This window comes from Ensifer sp. VA4 (assembly GCF_055710065.1).
Window position 1 is genome coordinate 85086 of sequence record NZ_JBVQPO010000002.1, and the last position, 20626, is coordinate 105711.

Consider the following 20626-nt stretch of genomic DNA (forward strand, 5'->3'; position numbering starts at 1 on the left):
CACTCCGGCCCGTCGAAGCTGCGGCGCTGCGCCTCCGCCCAGGCGCGGCGCCGTTTTGCGGCCCGTGTGACAGTTCGCATCGCGCGTGACAGTTCCTTGGCGATCGGATAAACCAGCAGCCTCCATTCCATAGGCCCAGCGGCCATGCAGACGGCATAGCGTTAGATGACCCCCACCGATCCGATCGCCAATCTCGCCACCCTCATTCGCTGCCCCTCGGTCACCCCGGCCGAAGGCGGAGCGCTTGCCGCCCTCGAAGCCATGCTGAAGCCGCTCGGCTTTTCGGTCGACCGCGTGGTGGCCAAGGACGTCGGCACGCCCGACATCGAGAACCTCTATGCGCGGCTCGGCACCGAAGGCCCGCATCTGATGTTCGCCGGTCATACGGATGTGGTTCCCGTCGGCGACGAAGCCGCCTGGAGCCACGGACCATTCGCGGCCGAGATCGCCTGCGGCGAAATGTACGGCCGCGGCGCCGTCGACATGAAGGGCGGCATCGCCTGCTTCGTCGCGGCGATCGCCCGCCACATTGAGAAACATGGCGCGCCGAAGGGCTCGGTATCTTTCCTGATCACCGGCGACGAAGAAGGCCCGGCGATCAACGGCACCACCAAACTGTTGCAATGGGCGGCTGACAAGGGCGAGCGCTGGGACGCCTGCCTCGTCGGCGAACCGACCAACCCGGAGAGCCTCGGCGACATGATCAAGATCGGCCGGCGCGGCTCGCTCTCCGGCCGCATCACCGTCAACGGCGTGCAAGGACATGCCGCCTATCCGCATCTCGCCGACAATCCGGTGCGCGGCATCCTGCAATTGACGCAGGCGCTGATGGATCCGCCTTTCGACAACGGCACCGAGAGTTTTCAGGCATCGAACCTGGAAGTGACGACGATCGACGTCGGCAACGGCGCGGTCAACGTCATTCCGGCCAAGGCCACTGCCGCCTTCAACATCCGTTTCAACGACACCTGGACCGCGGAAAGCCTGATGGCGGAGATCATTGCGCGGCTCGATCGCGCTGCCGCTGCCGGCAGCCTGCGGCCGGATCGTGCGCCCGTCCGCTACGAGATCACCTGGGCCGAGCGGCCGAGCCACGTGTTCCTGACGCGCAACAACGCATTGATCGATTCGCTTTCCGGTGCGGTCGAGGCGGTCACCGGCCGGCAGCCGAAGCTGTCGACGACAGGCGGCACCTCGGATGCGCGCTTCATCAAGGACTATTGCCCGGTGGTCGAATTCGGCCTGGTCGGCCAGACCATGCACATGGTCGACGAGCGCGTCGCCGTCGCCGACCTTGAAACCCTGACCAATATCTACGAGACCTTCATCTCCAGCTGGTTCGATCATGCCGCTGCTTGACGAGGTGCTTGCCTATATCAAGGGCATCTGGCTCTTGGCGCAGGGCAACGAGGAGGGATTCCGCTGGTTCGACTTCAGCGAGAGCGGCCTGTGGCGATCGTTCACGACGATGCTCTGGTGCCTGCCGGCGATCGCCGTCACCTGGGCGTCCTGGCGGCTCTATTATCTCTCCGCCATGCCGACCGGCACGACCGTCGGCATAGACGCTATCTTCAAGCTGGTGCTGGTCGATCTCACCGGTTGGCTTCTGCCACTGGTGCTGATCGCCGTGCTCTCCCGCCCGCTGGGCTTTGCCCCAGCAGTGGTGCCGGTCATCGTCACAACAAACTGGCTGTATGTGCCCTTATCCTATGCGATGGCGGTTCCGGCGGCACTGCGCCTGGTCATTCCGGGAAGCGAGGGGCTGACGGGCCTGATCGAACTCATGTTGCTCGTCGTCAACGTCGGTGTCCTCTTCCGGCTACTGCGCATGGTGACGGGCAATCAGACCTTGCTGGCCTCGGCGCTGACGGCGCTCTTCCTATTGCCTTCGCTGATGATCGGCCGACTATTGCTGGGCGTCTTCGGCCTCATTCCGGGCTGATCGCGGTCTGGGAGATGCCCTCAGGGACCTCGGCCGTCAGTCAATAATCCACCTGAAGGAAATAAAGCCCCTCGGGCGGTGCCACGGGGCCGCAGGCCTTGCGGTCGCGCGCTTCCAGCGCCGCCTGCAAGTCGTCCGGCGTCCACTTTCCCTCACCGACCAGCTTCAGAGATCCTGCGAAGGAACGGATCTGGTTGTGCAGGAAGCTCTGCGCCGTCGCGCGGATCTCGATGACGCCGCCGACAAACGCAACGTCGAGCCGGTCGAGCGTGCGCACCGGGCTCGTCGCCTGGCAATGGGCGGAGCGGAAGGTGGTGAAATCGTGATGACCGACGAGGCGCTGCGCACCCTCGTGCATCGCCTCGTGGTCGAGCGGCTTCGGCACCCACCAGGCCCGCCTGGCTTCGAGCGCCAGCGGCGCCGGTCGTGAAATGATCCGGTAGAGATAGTGTCGGCGCAGCGCCGAGAAGCGCGCGTCGAACTCCGGCGACACTTCTTCGGCTTCCAGGATCGCCACCCGCTCGCCGGCAAGCCCCAGATGTGCGTTCAGCGCGTTGCGCAGCGTATAGGGTTTCCATGGCCGCGTGAGATCGGCATGCATGACCTGGCCGCTGGCGTGGACGCCAGAATCCGTACGGCCCGCGCCGCGGATCGAGACGGTCTCGCCGGTCAAGGACAGGATCGCCTTTTCGATCGCTCCCTGCACGGATTGACCGTTGTCCTGCCGCTGCCAGCCGACATAGTCCGAGCCGTCATATTCGACGGTCAGCTTGAACCGCGGCATCAGCCGACCCTCGTACCGGCGGCCACCGGCGTTCCACGCAGGAAGTCGGCGGCGCCGAGCGCCTTGCCGCCGGCGCGCTGCAGGCGTGTAAGCCGCACCGCACCTTCGGAGCAGGCAATCGTGAGGTTGTCGTCGAGCACCGTGCCGGGCTCGCCGGAGCCTGGAGCCGGCTCGGAGTTCAGCACCTTGATGCGTTCCGGCTTGCCGGCGATCCCGAGCTCGAACCAGGCACCCGGGAAGGGCGACAGGCCGCGGATATGGTCGTGCACCTCGCGGGCAGGACGGGCGAAGTCGATGTGGGTTTCCGCCTTGCTGATCTTCTGGGCGTAGACGACGCCTTTTTTGGCTTGCTCCGTCAGCGGCAGATCGCCGGCCGCGAGCTTCGCCATCGCCTCCCGCATCAGGGTAGCGCCGACCTGCATCAGCCGGTCGTGCAACTCGCCCGCCGTCATCGTCTCGCCGATCTGGACCGCCTTGGTCAGCGCAACCGGGCCGGTGTCGAGCCCCTTGTCCATCTTCATCACCATCATGCCGGTCTCATGATCGCCGGCCATGATCGCGCGCTGGATGGGCGCCGCCCCGCGCCAGCGCGGCAGAAGCGAGGCGTGGCCGTTGTAGCAGCCGTATTTGGTGCCGGTGAGAATCGCCTCTGGCAAAAGCAGACCATAGGCGACGACCACGGCGACATCGGCGTCGAAGTCGCGGAAGGTCTGACGATCCGCTTCGTCCTTGAAGTTGACCGGTGTCAGCACGGGAACGCCCAGCAGCTCCGCCGCCTGGTGTACCGGCGATTTCTGCAAATCGAGCCCGCGGCGACCGCCCGGTCGCGGCGGCTGCGTGTAGACGGCGACGATCTCATGGCCGGCTTCGGCGAGTGCTGCCAGCGTCGGCACCGAAAACTCCGGCGTGCCCATGAAAATGATGCGAAGCGACAAGGCGGTGAACTCCGTCCTCTCAGTTCAAATTGCGCAATTCCGGACGGAAAACCGTTTCACACTTTTCCCGGAATTGCTCCAGAGATTCAGGCCCCTTCAAACGGGTTTCCCGCCTGCAAATCAAGCCCTCGGCGCGATATGTCTCGGCCGCTGCCCGTTCGGCGCCTCAGATCGCCTTCGCGCCGCGGGTCTTGGCGGCCTTGGTAAACTTGCGGATCACCATGTCGCGCTTGAGCTTGGAAATATGATCGATGAACAGTACGCCGTTCAGGTGATCGATCTCGTGCTGCAGGCAGGTGGCGAGCAGGCCATCGGCCTCGATCGTCTGCTCCTTGCCGTCACGATCGAGATGCTTGACGGTGATCGAAGCCGGGCGCTCGACCTCGGCGTAATAATCCGGGATCGACAGGCAGCCTTCCTCGTAAACCGAACGCGCATCGGACGAAGCGACGATCTCGGGGTTGATGAAGACCAACGGCGTCTTCTCCTCGCCCTCCTTCGATACGTCGAGCACCAGCATGCGCTTGGCGACACCGATCTGGATCGCGGCAAGACCGATGCCGGGGGCGTCGTACATGGTTTCGAGCATGTCATCGGCCAGACGGCGGATGTCCGCGTCGATGGTTTCGATCGGCGTGGAAACCTGCCGAAGCACAGGATCGGGAAGGATGATAAGCGGCTTGATCGTCATGCTGCTCCCATAGCCGATCTTTCCATCGGCGCGCAAGGAAATTGCCTTGCTGCCTGCGCCACCCGCTCGCGCTTCGCGTGGCGTTAACCGCTACACGCAAATGTTCTCGTTTTGATCTACACTTCACGAGAGAATCTGTTAGGTTTGGCGCATGGAACCTGCGCCCCTCCCTCTTGCCCAACCGCTGTTTTTCGTCGGCACTTTGCCGATCACCCTGGGCCATCTCGCGATTGCCGCCGGGCTTGTGATGATCGTCGCTGCGCTGATGGCGCTTGCGCGGCGGCGGGATACCCGCGACGAGGAGCGTCAGGAACAGATGGCGATGCTGCTTGCGGCGCAAACGGAGATGCAGGGACGGGTCGCCGCCATGGCCGAGGTTTTCGGCGCGCGCCAGGCGGAGCTCAACCAGACGCTCAGCCAGCGCATCGACGGCATGACGCACCGCATCGGCGCATCGATCACCGAGCAGACGAAGGCGACGCATGAGAACCTCAGGCGGCTTCAGGAGCGGCTGGCGGTCATCGACACCGCCCAGAACAACATCCAGTCGCTGGCCAAGGACATGGCCGGTTTGCAGGCGATCCTGTCGAACAAGCAGACGCGTGGCGCCTTTGGCCAGTCCCGCATGGAGGCGATCATCGCCGACGGGCTGCCGATGGGCGCCTTTGAATTCCAGACGACGTTGTCGAACGGCGCACGACCCGACTGCACCATCCGCATGCCGAACGGCCAGCCGCCGCTCGTCATCGACGCCAAGTTTCCGCTGGAGGCCTGGAATGCGATGCGCGATGCAGAAACCTCGGAGCGTCGCCAGCAGATCGCCCTGCTCTTCCGCCGCGACATGGAAACGCACATACGCGATATCGCCAGCAAATATCTGATATCAGGAGAAACGCAGGACACCGCCTTTCTCTTCGTGCCGTCGGAATCGATCTTCGCCGACATCCACGAGCACTTCGAAGCGATCGTGCAGAAGGCGCATCGCCAGCGGGTCGTGATCGTTTCGCCATCGCTTCTGCTGCTCTCGATCCAGGTGATCCAGGCGATCCTCAAGGATGCGCGCATGCGTGAGCAAGCGCATCTGATCCAGGGCGAAGTCGCCAGGTTGATGGAGGATCTGGGCCGTCTTGACGAGCGCGTGCGCAAGCTTCAGGGCCACTTCGCCATGAGCCAGAAGGATGTCGAGGACATTCTGGTTTCCTCCAGCAAGTTGACGCGCCGCGGCGCCAAGATCGAGGCACTCGAGCTCGAGGCCGAGGGTGGCACGCGGGAAGCAAGCGGTGAGCGTGCCGCTGTCGACAACCGCGTCGGGCAATTGCGCCTGCGGGTGGTTGACGAGGACTGACGCAGTCGGGCACTCTCCGCCCACTTTGCCAGCCAACAGGATGTTCACATGATCACTGTTTTTGGGTCCATCAACATGGACCTGATCGCCACCACCGCACGCCTTCCAAAGCCCGGCGAGACCGTCGCCGGAACGGGCTTCTCGACCGCCGCCGGCGGCAAGGGCGCCAATCAGGCGCTTGCCGCACGACGGGCCGGCGCGACGGTGCAGATGGCGGGCGCAGTTGGCGCCGACAGTTTCGCCGACGGCGCGCTGGAACTGCTGAAGGGCGCCGGCACCGACCTGTCGCTGACCAAGACGGTAAACGGGCCGACCGGCACCGCGCACATCCTCGTCGGTGGCGACGGTGAAAACGTCATCGTCGTCGTCGCCAGCGCCAATGCGACGGTCGACGAGGCCGATGCGGTGAAGGCCGTCGACGGCATGAAGCCCGGCGACACGCTGATGCTGCAGCTCGAAATTCCGGCGGCATCTGTCGAGAAGGCGCTCACCGCAGCCAAACAGAAGGGCGTGCGCTCGGTCATCAACATCGCCCCGCTGACGCCGGACGCAGCCCGCCTCGGCCGCATGGCCGATATCGTCATTGCCAACGAGACCGAGTTCGAACTGCTCGCCGGCAGGAGCGGCATCAACAGCGCCGAACGCGAGGAGGCGATGAAGGCGCTCCATGCCGAAACGGGGCAGACGGTCATCGTCACGCTCGGCGCCGAAGGCGTCGTCGCCGTGCATGAGGGCGAGATCCAGCGAGCCAAGGGCCTGAAGATCGAGCCGGTCGACACCGTCGGCGCCGGCGATACCTTTTGTGGCTACCTCGCCGCCAGCCTCGATGCCGGCATCGCCTTCCCCGATGCGCTGCGCCGTGCGGCCGTTGCCGGTTCGCTCGCCTGCCTGAAGCGCGGCGCACAGCCCTCGATCCCGCTTGCTTCGGAAGTCGCGGCGCGCCTCTAGTTCGCGATGGGTTTGAGCCGGATCGGCCGGACACACAAACCAACGCTTCGCAAAATCGCGCTTGGCGCGGGCGGAAATCTGCCCGCGCTTTTTCTTTACCGCGCTCTCACATTACGTTGTTTTCGCCCCTCGAAATTACCGCTTGCGCAATCCAGACAGCCGATGTCGCGGAAATAAAACTTTGCGCGCAATTTTATCAAAGCAACAGGTAAAACAGCGTCCGCGTTGGCCCTATCTTAAGATTCTCCAGTCTATTCAGGACCCTGAGAGAGCCGGCTCGAAAGACCCGGTCGCCTCCAACATGCCGGTCGGCATCTGACGCTCCATGATGGAGTTCACCCCCATTGCGAAATGCGTCCGCCGCAGGTGAAGCCTGCGGACCTCCCAGCACGTGAGGATTTCATGTTCAAGTTCCAAGCCAAATCGCTGGCGACCAAACTGATCGCGGTGACAGGCGGCACGATCGCACTTGTCCTGCTCGCCTCGAATTTCGTTCTCATTTCCCAGACCCAGGATCGCGTCGAAACGCTGGTCCTCGAACAGGCGAGCGGTGAAGCCCGGGCAATCGCCTCAACCATCGCCGGTGACGTTGGCGAACTTGCAAGCGCTGCCCGCTCGATGGCCGGCATTCTCGGCCGCGCGCATGCCGAAAAGTCGCTGGAGCGCGCCGGGGTGATCAACATTCTCAGGGCGAACCTGGAACAGAACCCCTTCGCCTTCGGGAGCTGGTTCGCGGAGGAGCCCAAGGCCTTTGACGGTCGCCAGGAGGACGTCGTCAACAACAAGGAACTGGGCGCCAACGACCAGGGCATCTTCACGCCCTACTGGTCGAAGAGCCGCACCAATGAAATCCAATACTCCACCTTCGGTGCCGACTACGCGGCCGAGTGGTACAAACTCGCGGCAAAGAGCGGCAAGGGCGCGATCACGCAGCCCTACACCGCACAGGACACCGACGTTCCGACCGCAATGAGCTCGATCGCCTACCCGGTCATGTCCGGCGGCAAGCTGCTCGGGGTCACCGGTATCGACATTTCGCTCGCTTCGCTGGCCGACGGCCTCGCGAAGCTGAAGCCTTTCGAAACCGGGCGCGTCTACCTTCTGTCGCAGAGCGGCAAGTGGCTGGTCGCACCGATCCCGGAGCTCCTGCTCAAGCAGTATGACGGCGAAGGCAACGACGTTGTCGCGAACGCGCTCGCCTCGGGCAAGTCCGGCATCATCTCCAACCTTACCTATGATGGCAACGAACCCTTCGACCGTCTCGTCTATCCATTCGCGCTGTCTGGCGTGAATACCAACTGGGTCGTGCTCGTCGACGTGCCGCGCACGGCGATCAATGCGCCGGTCAAGGACCAGACCTATATGATGATCGTCGGCGGCCTCGTCGTGCTCGGCGCCGTGCTTCTCGGTCTCTATCTCGCCGTCCGCGGCTTCGTGCAGAAACCTCTCGCCGCACTCGTCAAGGATGTGAACAGCCTCAGCCACGGCGACTACAGCAAGGCAATCGCCGGCCAGGATCGCTCCGACGAAACCGGCGAAGTTGCCAAGGCGCTCGAAGGTTTCCGCCACCAACTCGCCGATACCAAGCGCCTCGAAGGCGAAGCCCGCCACGAGCGCGAACAGGCCGAGCACGAACGCAACCGCTCGGAAACCGAGCGCGCCGAAAGCAGCGCGCTGCAGCGCGATATCGTCGCCCGGCTTGGCAAGGGTCTGTCACATCTGTCGTCGGGTGATCTCGCCTTCCGCATCACCGATGACTTCCCCGGCGAATACGCCCAGCTCAAGCGCGACTTCAACGCGACGATGGAAAGCCTCGAAGAGACGATCCGCACGGTCAACCATTCGGTCGTCAACATTGGCAACGGCACGAGCGAAATCAGCAGCGCCGCCAACGACCTGTCGCACCGCACCGAACAGCAGGCGGCAAGCCTCGAAGAAACCGCGGCAGCCCTCGACGAGCTGACCTCGCAGGTCAATGCCAGCGCCGAAAACGCCAAGGTTGCCGCCAAGTCGGTGGAAGTCGCCAGCGGCGACGCCGAACAGTCCGGCGAGGTGGTGCAGAAGGCGATTGCCGCCATGCAGGGCATCGAGCAGTCCTCGCACGAGGTCAGCCGCATCATCGGCGTCATCGACGAGATCGCCTTCCAGACCAACCTTCTGGCGCTGAATGCCGGCGTCGAAGCGGCCCGTGCCGGGGAAGCCGGCAAGGGTTTCGCCGTCGTCGCCCAAGAAGTGCGCGAGCTCGCCCAGCGCTCGGCAAACGCCGCCAAGGAGATCAAGACGCTGATCAACACCTCGGCCGGCCAGGTGCGCGAAGGCGTCGAGCTCGTCGGCAAGGCGGGCGGTGCGCTCGAGAAGATTGCCGAGCAGGTGGTGCAGATCAACGGCCTCATCCGCCAGATCTCGAGCTCTGCCTCCGAGCAGGCTGTCGGCCTCAAGGAGATCAACTCGGCCGTCAACCAGATGGATCAGGTGACCCAGCAGAACGCCGCCATGGTCGAAGAAACGACGGCGGCCGGCATGGCGCTCAACGAGGAGGCGCGCACGCTCAACGCGCTGGTCGCCCGCTTCCGGGTCGCCCAGTCCCCGGCATCGGTCCAGCCCTCGTCCTCCGAGATGCTGCGCGGTACGGCCGAGCGCATGCGTGCGGCCGACCGTCCGGCTCCCGCGCCTGCCCGCGAGACGCGGCCGGCCCCGGCACGGAGCAGCTACTCGGCTTCGACACAGCGGGTGCTCACCCAGACCTCGGGCGCCAACGCTCTTGCCCAGGATAATTGGGAAGAGTTCTGATCAACGGATCGGACCAAACGAAAACGGCGCCTCCCGGGGCGCCGTTTCTGTTTGGAGCATGATGATCGACCGCAGGCTCAAATGCGCGCCAGGCGCTCGGTCAAGAGATCGAAGAAGCCCTGGTCGTCGACGAAGCGCATGACCTTGGCATTGTGCGGCCGGCCGGTGACCTGCCACCAGTCGACCACGGTCATGCCCGCCGTCAGCGGCGATTTGATTTCTATCTCGACGTTGCAATCCCGGCCGGTGAAGAGCTCCGGCCGCAGCAGATAGGCAATGACCGTCGGGTCGTGCAGCGGGCCGCCATCGGTGCCGTATTTCTCGATGTCGAAGCGCTCGAAGAACTCGAGCATTTCGGCCATGGCGATCGCCGGGCGGCTGCCGATGTCGCGGATCTTCTGCACGCGCGCCTTGTGCGTGAGCACGCGATGGGTGACGTCGAGCGGCATCATCACGATCGGAATGCCCGAGCGGAAGACGATGTCGGCGGCTTCCGGATCGACATAGATGTTGAACTCGGCCGCCGGGGTGATGTTGCCCCCCTCGAAGAAGCCGCCGCCCATCATCACCAGTTCCTTGACCCGCGGCGCGATCTCGGGCGCCTTCTGAAGCGCAAGCGCAATGTTGGTGAGCGGCCCCAGCGTGCAGAGTGTCACCGTGCCCTCCGCCTCGTTGCGGAGCGTCTCGACGATGAAGTCGACGGCGTGCTGCTCCTCGAGCTTCATCTTGGGTTCGTCGAGCGTCGGGCCGTCGAGGCCGGTCTTGCCGTGCACGTGCTCGGCGGTCACCAGCGCGCGGGCGATCGGCTTGTCGGCACCGGAAAAGACCCGGACCTTCGGCCGATCGCAGAGCTCGCAGAGAATGCGCGCATTGCGGGCCGTCAAGGCCAGCGGCACGTTGCCGGCAACGGTGGTGATGCCGAGCAGGTCGATCTCTTCCGGGCTGCCGAAGGCAAGCATGATGGCGGCGGCATCGTCCTGCCCGGGATCGGTGTCTATGATTATCTTTCTCGGCGCGGGCACTCTTCGTCCTCCCTGGGTCACGTTCGTTTGGGTCGACCCGGCCCAAAGCCGACAGCGCCGCGCGTCCGATCGGACGGGCAAGGGCCGCTGTCGCACTTTGAAGCGCTGCATGCTCCGATAAAGGGTACATGCGGTGGGCGCGATCGATTTCAATGTACCGGAGCAGAAACGAGGCAGCGTCTGCGGCGCGCTGCTCGCCTCACTCTTGGATTCTGCGAGAGCGGACTATGATTTGCGTGCACGTCGGAGGCAAGCGGCTTGCACTCGTTGCGCACAGCTACCATATTGCGGCGAGGATGCTGCTGGGCAGGTCCGAAGAACGGTCGCTTGATCTCGCAAGGACTTGAGGAATGAGCCGAATTACGCCCTTTACGAGCCCGCTGCTGCTGGGTTTCGACACGATGGAAAAGACCCTTGAGCGCATCGCCAAGGGCAATGACGGATACCCGCCCTACAATATCGAGCGCATCCGCGGCGATGCAGCCGTTGACGCTCCGGAGCGGCTCAGGATCACGCTCGCCGTGGCCGGGTTCTCCGAAGAAGACCTCGAAGTCACCACCGAAGAGAATCAGCTCGTCATTCGCGGCCGCCAGGTCGACAACGGCGATCGCGACTATCTGCACCGCGGCATCGCCGCGCGCCAGTTCCAACGTACCTTCGTGCTGGCGGACGGCATGAAAGTGCTCGGCGCCGAGCTGCGCAACGGCCTGCTGTCCGTCGACCTCGTCCGTCCCGAACCGGTACGTATGGTAAAGAAAATTAACATTTCGGTCCCAGAGTAGGATAACCGGCGGGATTTCCCCCTGGCCGGCGACCACGGAGTATCACCATGGGACTGAAAGCCATCAACTCGTCACTGTCGAAAAACGACCTCGCACATCTCGGCGAAGGCGAAATCGGCTACATCCGGAAAATGCGTTCGGACGAAGTCTCGCGCTGCTTCCCGGAAGCACCCGAGATGGGACCGGGCATCGATCTCTGGGCCCTGTTCGGCGCCGACGGCACGCCGATCCTCCTGACCGACAATCGTTCCAGCACCTTCTTCAAGGCTGCCGAGGATGACCTGAAGACGGTCACCCTGCATTGATCGCGCGCCCGTCTTTGACGGTGCGCTGCGATCGAACGGGACGACGCCTCTGATCTCTTGATCCCCGCAATTCCGGACGGAAAACCGCTTCGCACTTTTCCTGGATTTGCTTTAGACGCGGCGGAAAGTGAGATAGGCGGAACTGCGCCCTTCCCGGCGCGCCTTGGCCTCGTAGCGTGTGCTCGGCCATCCCGCGTACGGCGTCAGCCAGTCGGCTGCCTTCTCCGCCGTCCATGCGAAGGCCGCGTGATCGCGGCAATGCAACAGTGTCCAATTGACATAGGTGTCGATATCCGAGGCGAAGCAGAACATCCCGCCCGGCTTCAGCACGCGCGCAAACCGGTCGAGATTGACCTTGGAGACGAAGCGGCGCTTCCAATGTTTGCGCTTCGGCCACGGGTCCGGATAGAGCAGGTCGATCTGGTCGACGGAAGCGGCCGGCAGCCAGTCGAGAACCTGGGTGGCGTCGTCATCATAGAGACGAATGTTGTTGACGCCGCGATCCTCGATGTGGCCGACGAGTTTGGCCATGGAATTGACGAAGGGTTCGACGCCGATGAAGCCGGTCGACGGCGCCTCGGCGGCGCGGTGAATCAGGTGTTCGCCACCGCCGAAACCGATTTCCAGCCGGATGCGTTCGACATCCCCGGGAAACAATGCCTTCAGTTCGGCCGGAGCCGCACTCGAAAGATCGAGCTTCAGCGTCGGCAGCACGGTTTCCAGATGCGCCGCCTGCCGCTCGCGCAACGGCTTGCCCTTGCGGCGGCCGAAGAAGGCCTCGGTTGCTCTGGCGCGGCGCGGTTCAGTCATGTCGTTTGTCCCTTGGTCACGCTGATCCGGGTCAAGGGACCCAAAATCAAAATGAACGAAGCGGGCGCTCCTTGCCGGAGCGCCCGCCCTGAATATCGCAAGCGCCTGATAGCAGGCCGCTGCGCTATCTTCAATGCACGGCCTTCGACGCCGCGCCAGTTGCACGCTCAGGCAGCGGCCCGGCCGTTGACGGCGCCGCTCTGCTCGATCACTGCCTTCAGCGGCTTCACCAGATCGAGCTTCTCCCAGGAGAAGGAACCGTCGCGACCAGCCTTGCGGCCGAAGTGACCGTAGGCGGACGTCTTGGCATAGATCGGCTTGTTGAGGTCCAGGTGACGGCGGATGCCAGACGGCGACAGGTCCATCGTCTTGCGGATCGCCTGCTCGACCTGATCTTCCGAGACCTTGCCGGTGCCGTGCAGGTCGACATAGATCGACAGCGGCTGAGCAACGCCGATGGCGTAGGACAGTTGGATCGTGCAACGATCCGAAAGGCCGGCAGCAACGACGTTCTTCGCCAGGTACCGCGCGGCATAGGCGGCCGAACGGTCGACCTTGGTCGTGTCCTTGCCCGAGAAGGCGCCGCCGCCATGGGGTGCCGCACCGCCATAGGTGTCGACGATGATCTTGCGACCGGTGAGGCCGGCGTCGCCGTCCGGACCGCCGATGACGAACTTGCCGGTCGGGTTGATGTACCAGGTGCAATCGTCGGCGATCTTCAGATCATCGAGGGCTTCGCGGATGTAGGGCTCGACGACCGAGCGAACCTTGGCCGAATCCCAGGTGTCATCGAGATGCTGCGTCGACAGAACGATCGAGGTCACTTCCGTCGGCTTGCCGTCGACGTAGCGCACGGTAACCTGGCTCTTGGCGTCCGGGCCGAGCTTGGCGACTTCGCCTTCGCCCTTCTTGCGGGCGGCGGCGAGCAGATTGAGGATGCGGTGCGAGTAATAGATCGGCGCCGGCATGAGTTCGGCGGTTTCGCGGCAGGCGTAGCCGAACATGATGCCCTGGTCGCCGGCACCTTCTTCACCCTGCCTGTCGGAGGCGCTGTCGACACCCTGAGCGATGTGGGCGGACTGGAAGTGCAGAAGCACGTCGATCTTGGCCGTCTTCCAGTGGAAGCCGTCCTGCTCATAGCCGATCTCGCGGATCGCCTTGCGGGCGGCGGACTTGAACTTCGAGGGGTTGATGACGTCGTTGCCGTCCTTGTCCTTCTTCAGAAGGCTCGGCGGCAGGCGCACTTCGCCGGCGATGACGACGCGGTTGGTGGTCGCCAGGGTTTCGCATGCGATGCGAACGCCCCACGGGTCGACACCGGTCTTGGCCGCTTCGCGGTAGACCAGATCCACGATCTCGTCGGAGATACGGTCACACACCTTGTCCGGATGACCTTCGGCTACGGATTCACTCGTGAACAGGTAGTTTGCACGCATGCGGGAAGTCCCCTCAATGAAGAAAAGCGCTGGCATGGTGTTAGTGGTTTTGCGTCCGAAAAACAAGCGCACAACGACATAAATATATCTTTATATCACCATCGGCACCAATCACTTTGAGGCGCCTGGCAAAAAAAGCGCGCATGAAAAAAGCGGCACAAAAGGCCGCTTTGTTTTCAAGTCCCGACGGGGAACGTTGGAACTATTCGCTTTCCGCTTCCGCAGCGAGTGCCTTGACGAGATCGACGAGGCGGCGACGAACCTTCGGGTCCGTGATCTTGACGAAGGCACGGTTGAGTTGCAGCCCCTCGGAGGACGAAAGGAAATCCACAACGTAGTTGGAACTGGAGGCTTCCGCCATGCCCGACTGGCCGCTGGTGCCTTCACCCGGCGCATCCTCGAAGAAGAAGGAAACCGGTACGTTCAGAATGCTCGAAATGTTCTGCAACCGGCTGGCGCCGACACGGTTCGTGCCCTTCTCGTACTTCTGAATCTGCTGAAAGGTGATCCCCAGACTTTCGCCGAGCTTCTCCTGGCTCATGCCAAGCATCGTGCGGCGAAGACGAATCCGACTACCGACATGAATGTCGATCGGGTTCGGCTTCTTTTTGTTTTCGATCATATCTGCGTTCCCAAACACGCTGTTTCGTTTGATCCATCGCCTGACACGCGGGCAACGCTCACCGGAGCGACCGCCACGGTGATAGGGCAAAGCCGCCACAACAAGGACGATGGTGCGGACCACTATGCAATTTTAGGGGTTTTAGGTCAATTCTTCCTAATATTAAAACCAAAACGCGAAAACACTGCAACCAGAAGGAGGAAGAGTGCAGCCAGCCAGAAGATTCGGCTTCGCATAGCGTCGTCCAAAAGCGTAGGCATCTTTCCCGGCAGAAGTGTGTCGACCACTCCCCTATAATTGTAGGACAATCCTACCATTAAAACCCCACGTGCATCAACAATTGCTGATATACCGCTATTGGCTGCGCGGATAAGCGGGGTTCCGGTCTCGACGGCGCGCAGCTGCGCCTGATGGAAATGCTGGCGCGGACCGGGCGTATCGCCGAACCAGGCATCGTTGGTGATGTTGAGAAGTGCATCCGTTCGGCGGGCGGCGCCGTCGACTTCGTCGGGGAAGATCGCCTCGTAGCAGACCAGCGGATAAAGCATCTTTCCGCCGGGCAACGTCAGCAGCGAGCGGGTCTTTGCAGAGGAGAAGCCGCCAGGCATCGAAGCGGCAACGGAACTCAAGCCCCAGGATGACAGCACCTCCTCGAACGGCAGATATTCGCCAAACGGGACGAGATGCACCTTGTCGGCAGCACCAACGATCTGGCCGCGGCCGTCGATGACATAGATCGAGTTGTAATAGCGCGGCGGCAGTCCGGAGCCCGCATCCTCGGCGCGCACAGCGCCGGCGATCAGGATCTGATCGTCGTCGAGCACCTCGGCGATGCGCGCCAGGGCGTCCGGATTGTCGGTGAGGATGAAGGGGATCGACGTCTCGGGCCAGACGACGATGTCCGGTCGCTTGCCGCCGTTTTCGGGCGCGGCGGCAGTGAGCGAAAGATGCTCCTCGAAGACCGCCGCACGCTCGCGGTCGTCGAGCTTCTTCGCCTGGTCGATCACCGGCTGGACGAGACGGACCGTCAGCGGCGGTTCGCCCACGGGCGGGGCCGGCTGCGCCAGGCGATAGAAGCCGAAGCCTACATGAGCCGTCAGGAGGACGAGCGCTGCCGCCAGGCCGATCCGGCTTCCCCGGCCGGTGGCAATGAGCGCGGGCGCCGCGAAGACGAAGACCGCCAGCATGTTGATGGTCGCCAGGTTGACGACACTTGCCGACTGCATCATCAGCGGCATCGGCGTCGCCGCGTAGCCGATCGCATTCCAGGGAAAGCCGGTGAAGAGGAAGCTACGCAGCCACTCGCAAAGACCGAAGGCCAGCGCCAGCGCCGCGATCCGCCCCACGCCATCGGACCAGAACAGGCGCGCGATCAGCGTCGCAAGCGCATAGAAGAGCGCCAGGAAGGCTGGAAGACCGACGACGGCGAGCGGCAACGCCCAGGCGAATTCGTCGGCCTCCACCAGGAGCGCGTTGCCGAGCCACCAGAGGCCTCCGAGGAAGTAGCCGAAACCGAACCACCAGCCGATCGCCGCCGCCGGCCCGAGCCGCCTGACGATGCCGCCATCCGGATTTCCGGTCGCGCCGTCGAGCAGCCAGACGAGGATGGGGAAAGCGACGAAAGCGAAGGCGAAGATGCCGAAGGGCGGTTGCGCCAGAACCGCGAGGAGCCCTGCGAGGAACGCGAGCAATGCCCTGGGGAACCCGGAGAGAAGCATCACCCTGCCAGCCAGTCTTACCATGCAGCCTCCCGTCGATTCCGGCCGCCGGACACGGCGCCGGAGCGAAACAACAACCGAATCAATCGGCGCCAGTCTTCCAAAAAACGGGCTGCTTGTCCCCGTCAGGGGCGGAATTGGGTGCGGAAGTCCTGTCTTCCGGTTCGGTCGGCAACAGGTCACGGCCCTCACGGGGCCCCGTTGAAGCCGGTAGACGTCAAGAGGATGGGTCGGAGGCATCTACCCGCGCATGTGAAAACATGCGCGGAGGCCGAGCGATCATTGTTCGTCGGCCGTCGCTTCGGTAGGGGCTGCGCCGTTGGCACGATTGCCTGCCGCCGGCTCCGAACCGGTTTCGCCCTCCGGCCGCGACACGCGGCGGCGAGCCGGCGGACGCTTGCGCATGATGCGAACGCGTTTCACGCGACGCGGGTCCGCATCGAGGATCTGGAACTCGAAGCCCGGAATGGCCTGGACGAGCTCGCCGCGCACCGGGATGCGGCCAAGCGAGGCGAAGATCAGACCGCCGAGCGTGTCGACGTCTTCGAGCTGCTCGCGCACGTCGAAATCCGGGCCGATCGCCGTGGCGATCTCTTCCAGCTCGACGCGGGCATCGGCGACGAAGACATCGTCCGATGTGCGGGCGAACATGACTTCGTCGTCGTCGTGTTCGTCCTCGATGTCGCCGACGACCATCTCCACGATGTCTTCGAGCGAGACGAGGCCATCGGTGCCGCCATATTCGTCGATGACGAGGGCCATCTGGATGCGGGCGGCCTGCATGCGCTGCATCAGGTCCGAGGCCAGCATCGAAGGCGGCACGAACAGGAGCTGGCGGACGATGCCCGCCTCTTCCAGAGACTTGCCGAGATCGACGCGGGAAAGGTCGAAGTTCGCCTTCGGCGACCGCGGTGTCTTCTCGGTCTTTTCGCCCGGGGCCGTCACGGCAGCCGGCGCCTTGCCGTTGCGGCGACGGTTGCGGGCCTGCTTGGTGACGTAGGAAAGCAGGTCGCGGATATGCACCATGCCGCGCGGATCATCGAGGCCGTCGTTATAGACCGGCATGCGCGAGCGGCCGGACTCCTCGAAGATCACCATCAATTCGCCGATGGTGATGCTCTGGTCGACCGCTTCGATGTCGGCACGCGGGACCATGACGTCCTCGACCCGGATCTCGCGGAAGCGCAGGATGTTGTTGAGCATCGCCCGTTCGCCGGGCGAGAAGGCCGTGTTGCTGTCGGCATCGGTCTGAAGCGCGTCGGCAAGATCCTCGCGCAGGCTCGATGGACTTGCGCCGCGCAACAAGCGCGCGGCCCGGCTCCAGAAGGAAGAAGTGGATTTCGTGCCCTCGTGTCGAGTGGCGGTGCTACTACTGCCCGCCTCCGCCTCTCCAGAGGCTTCTGCCTCCTCGGTCGCCAGCGCGACGGGCTGTGTTTTGTAATCGCTCATCGGTCCAAACTGTTAATCCGGGGTACGGTCCCCGTAGGGGTCAGATAAGCCAAGACGCGCCAAAATGCGAGTCTCCAGGCTTTCCATTCTTTCGGCTTCGTCATCTTCCATATGATCATAACCGAAAAGATGCAGGAATCCATGCACGAGAAGATGCGTCAGATGCGCATCGAAGGATTTCTCGAGGTCCACGGCCTCGCGTTCGAGCGTCTCACGGGCGACGATGATGTCGCCGAGCATCGGCCCGGGCATCGCACCCGGCGTCACCGGAAAGGCAGGAAAGGACAGCACATTCGTCGGCTTGTCCTGGTTGCGCCATTCGGCGTTGATCGCCCGCATGGAAGCGTCGTCGGTGAAGACAAGGGAAAGTTCCGGCGGCGTTATTGGCAGCGGCTGCTCCTCTTCGGCCGCGAGATAAGCTGCCGCCGCTTCGAGAACGGGCGCGCAGAAGGCAAGCAATGACTCTTCCTCGGGCCAATTGCCTTCTTCCACGCTGATTTGAATGTCCAATGCCGTCATGATCGCAACGACCGCCGATCAGCGGTCGCTCTGCTCGCTTTCGTCGTGAACGGCCGTGTGCGACTCGTAAGCCCTGACGATCCGCGCCACCATCGGATGACGGACGACGTCGACGTCCTTGAAGCGGACCACCGAAACGCCCTCGACGCCCCTCAGGATCTGCAGAGCCTCGACGAGGCCCGACTTGACGCCGCGTGGCAGGTCGACCTGGCTCGGATCGCCGGTGACGATCATGCGGCCGTTTTCGCCGAGACGGGTCAGGAACATCTTCATCTGCATCGATGTCGTGTTCTGCGCCTCGTCGAGGATGACGGCGGCATTGGCAAGCGTGCGGCCGCGCATGAAGGCGAGCGGCGCGATTTCGATGACGCCGGCGGTAATCGCCCGTTCGACCTTGTCGCCCGGCATCATGTCGTAGAGTGCATCATAAAGCGGCCGGAGATAGGGATCGACCTTCTCCTTCATGTCACCAGGCAGGAAGCCCAAGCGCTCGCCAGCCTCGACTGCGGGACGCGACAGGATGATGCGATCGACGGCGCCGCGTTCCAACAACTGCGCGGCATGGGCAACGGCGAGATAGGTCTTGCCGGTACCGGCCGGGCCGACGCCGAAGACGAGCTCAGCACGCTCCATCGCGCGGATATAGGCATCCTGTGTCGGTGTGCGCGCCGCAATTGTCTTCTTGCGCGTCGAAATCTGCGCCATTGTCAATTTGGCTTTACGCTCCATGGTCGGCAATTGTAGCTGATCGTCGGCCGCAACCGCCATACGGATCGCGCCCTCGACATCCGAAGGATCAATCGACGCGCCACTCTGCAACCGCCCATAGAGATAATCGAGGGCACGGCGCGCCTGATTGGTGGCGACGACGTCACCGGAAATGGCGACGGAATTGCCGCGCGGCCGGGCGTCGATGCGCAGGCGCTCCTCGAGAAGCTTCAAGTTCTGGTCGAACTGGCCGAAGAGCTCGCTGGCGAACCGATTGTTCTCGAATGTCAGCACGAAGTGATTGGCGTCTGTCGCAGAGGTTTTCGACTGGCGCGAGGATGAAGAGATCAATTCGTGTCCGTTCAAGCGGTTCAGGCTCCTTGTTTTCGGTCCTTACCCGATCATCTCCGCAAACAGGCTGTTCGGCCCGGCCTTGATGATTCGCACCTTGATAATGTCACCGATTTGCGATGCTTTTGCATCAACATTCACGGGCTGCAGCCAAGGGGAACGCCCGACGAGCTGGCCCGGCATGCGTCCTACTTTCTCCAAAAGTAGGTCGATTTCGCGGCCGACGCAGGATTCGGCAAAGGCGCGCTGCTGCGAAAACAGCAAAGCCTGCAATCTTTCCAAGCGCTTGGCTTTCACGTCCTCGGGAATCTGGCCACCGAGTTCGGCGCCGGGCGTGCCGGGACGCGTCGAATATTTGAACGAAAATGCCTGTGCATAACCCACGGCCTCGACGAGGCGCATCGTGTCTTCGAAGTCCTCGGCGGTCTCGCCGGGGAAGCCGACAATGAAATCGCCTGACAGAGCGAGGTCCGGCTGGACGGTGCGGATACGCTCGATCAGCGCCAGATACTCGGCCGCCGTATGCCTCCGGTTCATCGCCTTGAGGATGCGGTCGGAGCCGGACTGTACCGGCAGATGCAGATAGGGCATCAGCTTCGCCATCGAGCGGTGCGCTTCGATCAGGCTGTCGTCCATGTCCCGCGGGTGGCTCGTCGTGTAGCGCAGCCGGGCGAGGCCTTCGATCTCGCCAAGCCGCCTCAGCAGATCGCCAAGTCCCCATTCGCGGCCATCGGGCCCGACGCCGTGCCAGGCATTGACGTTCTGGCCGAGCAGGGTGATTTCACGCACGCCGCCGTCGACCAGCTTTTCCGCTTCCGAGACGATCTGGGCGACCGGGCGGGAGACTTCCGACCCACGCGTATAGGGCACGACGCAGAAGGTGCAGAACTTGTCGCACCCCTCCTGCACCGTCAGGAAGGCGGTGACGCCGCGCGCGCGGGTCTTTGCCTTGTCGGGCGCCGGCAGGTGTTCGAACTTGTCCTCGACCGCATAGTCCGTCTGGACGACGCGTTCGCCGCCGCGGGCACGCTTCAGCGCCTCCGGCAGGCGGTGATAGGTGGTCGGGCCGATCACGAGATCGACCGCCGGTGCGCGCCTGAGGATCTCGTCGCCTTCGGCCTGCGCGACGCAGCCGGCAACGCCGATCACCATCTCGCGGCCTTCCTTGGCCTTCGCCTTCTTCAGCTCACGCAGGCGGCCGAGCTCGGAATAGACCTTTTCCGCCGCCTTCTCGCGAATATGGCAAGTGTTGAGGAGAACGAAGTCGGCATCCTCGAGCACGTCGGTGGAGACATAGCCATCGCGCGACAAGGCATCCGACATGCGGTCGGAATCATAGACGTTCATCTGGCAGCCGTAGGTCTTGACGAAGACCTTGCGGGCCGGTGCGCGCTCGTCGCCCGTGGCGGGCAAAGTCGACAGAAGGGCTGTTTCCTGGGTCATGGCCGGTTACTTAGTGCAAAGCGGCC

Annotated in this window: 19 protein-coding genes; 7 read left to right on the forward strand and 12 right to left on the reverse strand. The window is 63.4% G+C overall.

Features of this window, described 5'->3' with window-relative positions; all coding sequences use genetic code 11:
- Positions 1 to 165 precede the first annotated feature (165 nt).
- The gene (gene dapE, locus AC0C6X_RS03355; RefSeq protein WP_472951920.1) at positions 166 to 1359 is read left to right on the forward strand and encodes a succinyl-diaminopimelate desuccinylase; all 1194 of its coding nucleotides are present in this window, start codon (positions 166 to 168) and stop codon (positions 1357 to 1359) included.
- Positions 1346 to 1942, forward strand: a complete 597-nt coding sequence (locus AC0C6X_RS03360) for a hypothetical protein (RefSeq protein WP_173515375.1) — start codon at positions 1346 to 1348, stop codon at positions 1940 to 1942. The genes dapE and AC0C6X_RS03360 overlap by 14 nt, the downstream gene beginning before the upstream one ends.
- Before the next feature lie 40 nt (positions 1943 to 1982).
- Here AC0C6X_RS03360 and truA read toward each other — a convergent pair whose 3' ends face one another.
- The 3 genes from truA to def form a co-directional block, all read right to left on the reverse strand.
- A complete protein-coding gene (gene truA, locus AC0C6X_RS03365) occupies positions 1983 to 2726 on the reverse strand; it encodes a tRNA pseudouridine(38-40) synthase TruA (RefSeq protein ID WP_472951922.1) in 744 nt (247 codons plus the stop codon).
- Entirely contained in the window at positions 2726 to 3661 is a 936-nt protein-coding gene (gene fmt / locus AC0C6X_RS03370; protein WP_472951923.1) for a methionyl-tRNA formyltransferase, read from the reverse strand. Before fmt ends, truA begins: the two co-directional genes overlap by 1 nt.
- 166 nt (positions 3662 to 3827) lie before the next feature.
- Positions 3828 to 4352, reverse strand: a complete 525-nt coding sequence (gene def / locus AC0C6X_RS03375; RefSeq protein ID WP_173515372.1) for a peptide deformylase — start codon at positions 4350 to 4352, stop codon at positions 3828 to 3830.
- Between the two features lie 151 nt (positions 4353 to 4503).
- Between def and AC0C6X_RS03380 the strand changes: the two genes are divergently transcribed.
- The 3 genes from AC0C6X_RS03380 (at position 4504) to AC0C6X_RS03390 (ending at position 9435) form a co-directional block, all read left to right on the forward strand.
- A complete protein-coding gene (locus tag AC0C6X_RS03380) occupies positions 4504 to 5697 on the forward strand; it encodes a DNA recombination protein RmuC (RefSeq protein WP_247958207.1) in 1194 nt (397 codons plus the stop codon).
- Between the two features lie 48 nt (positions 5698 to 5745).
- Positions 5746 to 6645 carry a ribokinase gene (locus AC0C6X_RS03385; RefSeq protein ID WP_173515370.1) on the forward strand — a complete coding sequence of 300 codons (900 nt, stop codon included), beginning with the start codon at positions 5746 to 5748 and terminating at the stop codon, positions 6643 to 6645.
- Between the two features lie 402 nt (positions 6646 to 7047).
- Complete coding sequence (locus AC0C6X_RS03390) at positions 7048 to 9435, forward strand: methyl-accepting chemotaxis protein (protein WP_472951925.1); 2388 nt, start codon at positions 7048 to 7050, stop codon at positions 9433 to 9435.
- Positions 9436 to 9512: 77 nt separating this feature from the next.
- Here AC0C6X_RS03390 and AC0C6X_RS03395 read toward each other — a convergent pair whose 3' ends face one another.
- Entirely contained in the window at positions 9513 to 10457 is a 945-nt protein-coding gene (locus AC0C6X_RS03395) for a nucleoside hydrolase (RefSeq protein ID WP_247958209.1), read from the reverse strand.
- A gap of 350 nt (positions 10458 to 10807) precedes the next feature.
- Here AC0C6X_RS03395 and AC0C6X_RS03400 point away from each other — a divergent pair, with 350 nt between their 5' ends.
- Both AC0C6X_RS03400 and AC0C6X_RS03405 read left to right on the forward strand, forming a co-directional pair.
- Positions 10808 to 11239, forward strand: a complete 432-nt coding sequence (locus AC0C6X_RS03400; protein ID WP_173515367.1) for an Hsp20 family protein — start codon at positions 10808 to 10810, stop codon at positions 11237 to 11239.
- Between the two features lie 47 nt (positions 11240 to 11286).
- Positions 11287 to 11544 (forward strand): BQ00720 family protein, encoded by a 258-nt coding sequence (locus AC0C6X_RS03405; RefSeq protein WP_472951926.1) that lies wholly within the window; start codon positions 11287 to 11289, stop codon positions 11542 to 11544.
- Between the two features lie 111 nt (positions 11545 to 11655).
- On the opposite strand, the gene trmB is transcribed toward AC0C6X_RS03405, so the two are convergent.
- The 8 genes from trmB to miaB all read right to left on the reverse strand — a co-directional run bounded on the left by trmB (position 11656) and on the right by miaB (position 20600).
- Entirely contained in the window at positions 11656 to 12354 is a 699-nt protein-coding gene (gene trmB / locus AC0C6X_RS03410; protein WP_472951927.1) for a tRNA (guanine(46)-N(7))-methyltransferase TrmB, read from the reverse strand.
- A gap of 167 nt (positions 12355 to 12521) precedes the next feature.
- Complete coding sequence (gene metK, locus AC0C6X_RS03415) at positions 12522 to 13790, reverse strand: methionine adenosyltransferase (RefSeq protein ID WP_472951928.1); 1269 nt, start codon at positions 13788 to 13790, stop codon at positions 12522 to 12524.
- Positions 13791 to 13992: 202 nt separating this feature from the next.
- Positions 13993 to 14412: a helix-turn-helix domain-containing protein gene (locus AC0C6X_RS03420; protein ID WP_173515363.1), complete on the reverse strand. Its 420-nt coding sequence runs from the start codon at positions 14410 to 14412 to the stop codon at positions 13993 to 13995.
- A gap of 146 nt (positions 14413 to 14558) precedes the next feature.
- Positions 14559 to 16154 (reverse strand): apolipoprotein N-acyltransferase, encoded by a 1596-nt coding sequence (gene lnt, locus AC0C6X_RS03425; RefSeq protein WP_472951929.1) that lies wholly within the window; start codon positions 16152 to 16154, stop codon positions 14559 to 14561.
- Positions 16155 to 16409: 255 nt separating this feature from the next.
- The gene (locus AC0C6X_RS03430) at positions 16410 to 17579 is read right to left on the reverse strand and encodes a hemolysin family protein (RefSeq protein ID WP_472951930.1); all 1170 of its coding nucleotides are present in this window, start codon (positions 17577 to 17579) and stop codon (positions 16410 to 16412) included.
- A 12-nt stretch (positions 17580 to 17591) separates the two neighbouring features.
- On the reverse strand, positions 17592 to 18098 hold the full coding sequence (gene ybeY, locus AC0C6X_RS03435) for an rRNA maturation RNase YbeY (RefSeq protein WP_472951931.1): 507 nt from the start codon (positions 18096 to 18098) through the stop codon (positions 17592 to 17594).
- A gap of 18 nt (positions 18099 to 18116) precedes the next feature.
- Positions 18117 to 19172, reverse strand: a complete 1056-nt coding sequence (locus AC0C6X_RS03440; protein WP_173515359.1) for a PhoH family protein — start codon at positions 19170 to 19172, stop codon at positions 18117 to 18119.
- A gap of 27 nt (positions 19173 to 19199) precedes the next feature.
- On the reverse strand, positions 19200 to 20600 hold the full coding sequence (miaB, locus tag AC0C6X_RS03445; protein ID WP_472951932.1) for a tRNA (N6-isopentenyl adenosine(37)-C2)-methylthiotransferase MiaB: 1401 nt from the start codon (positions 20598 to 20600) through the stop codon (positions 19200 to 19202).
- Between the last annotated feature and the right edge of the window lie 26 nt (positions 20601 to 20626).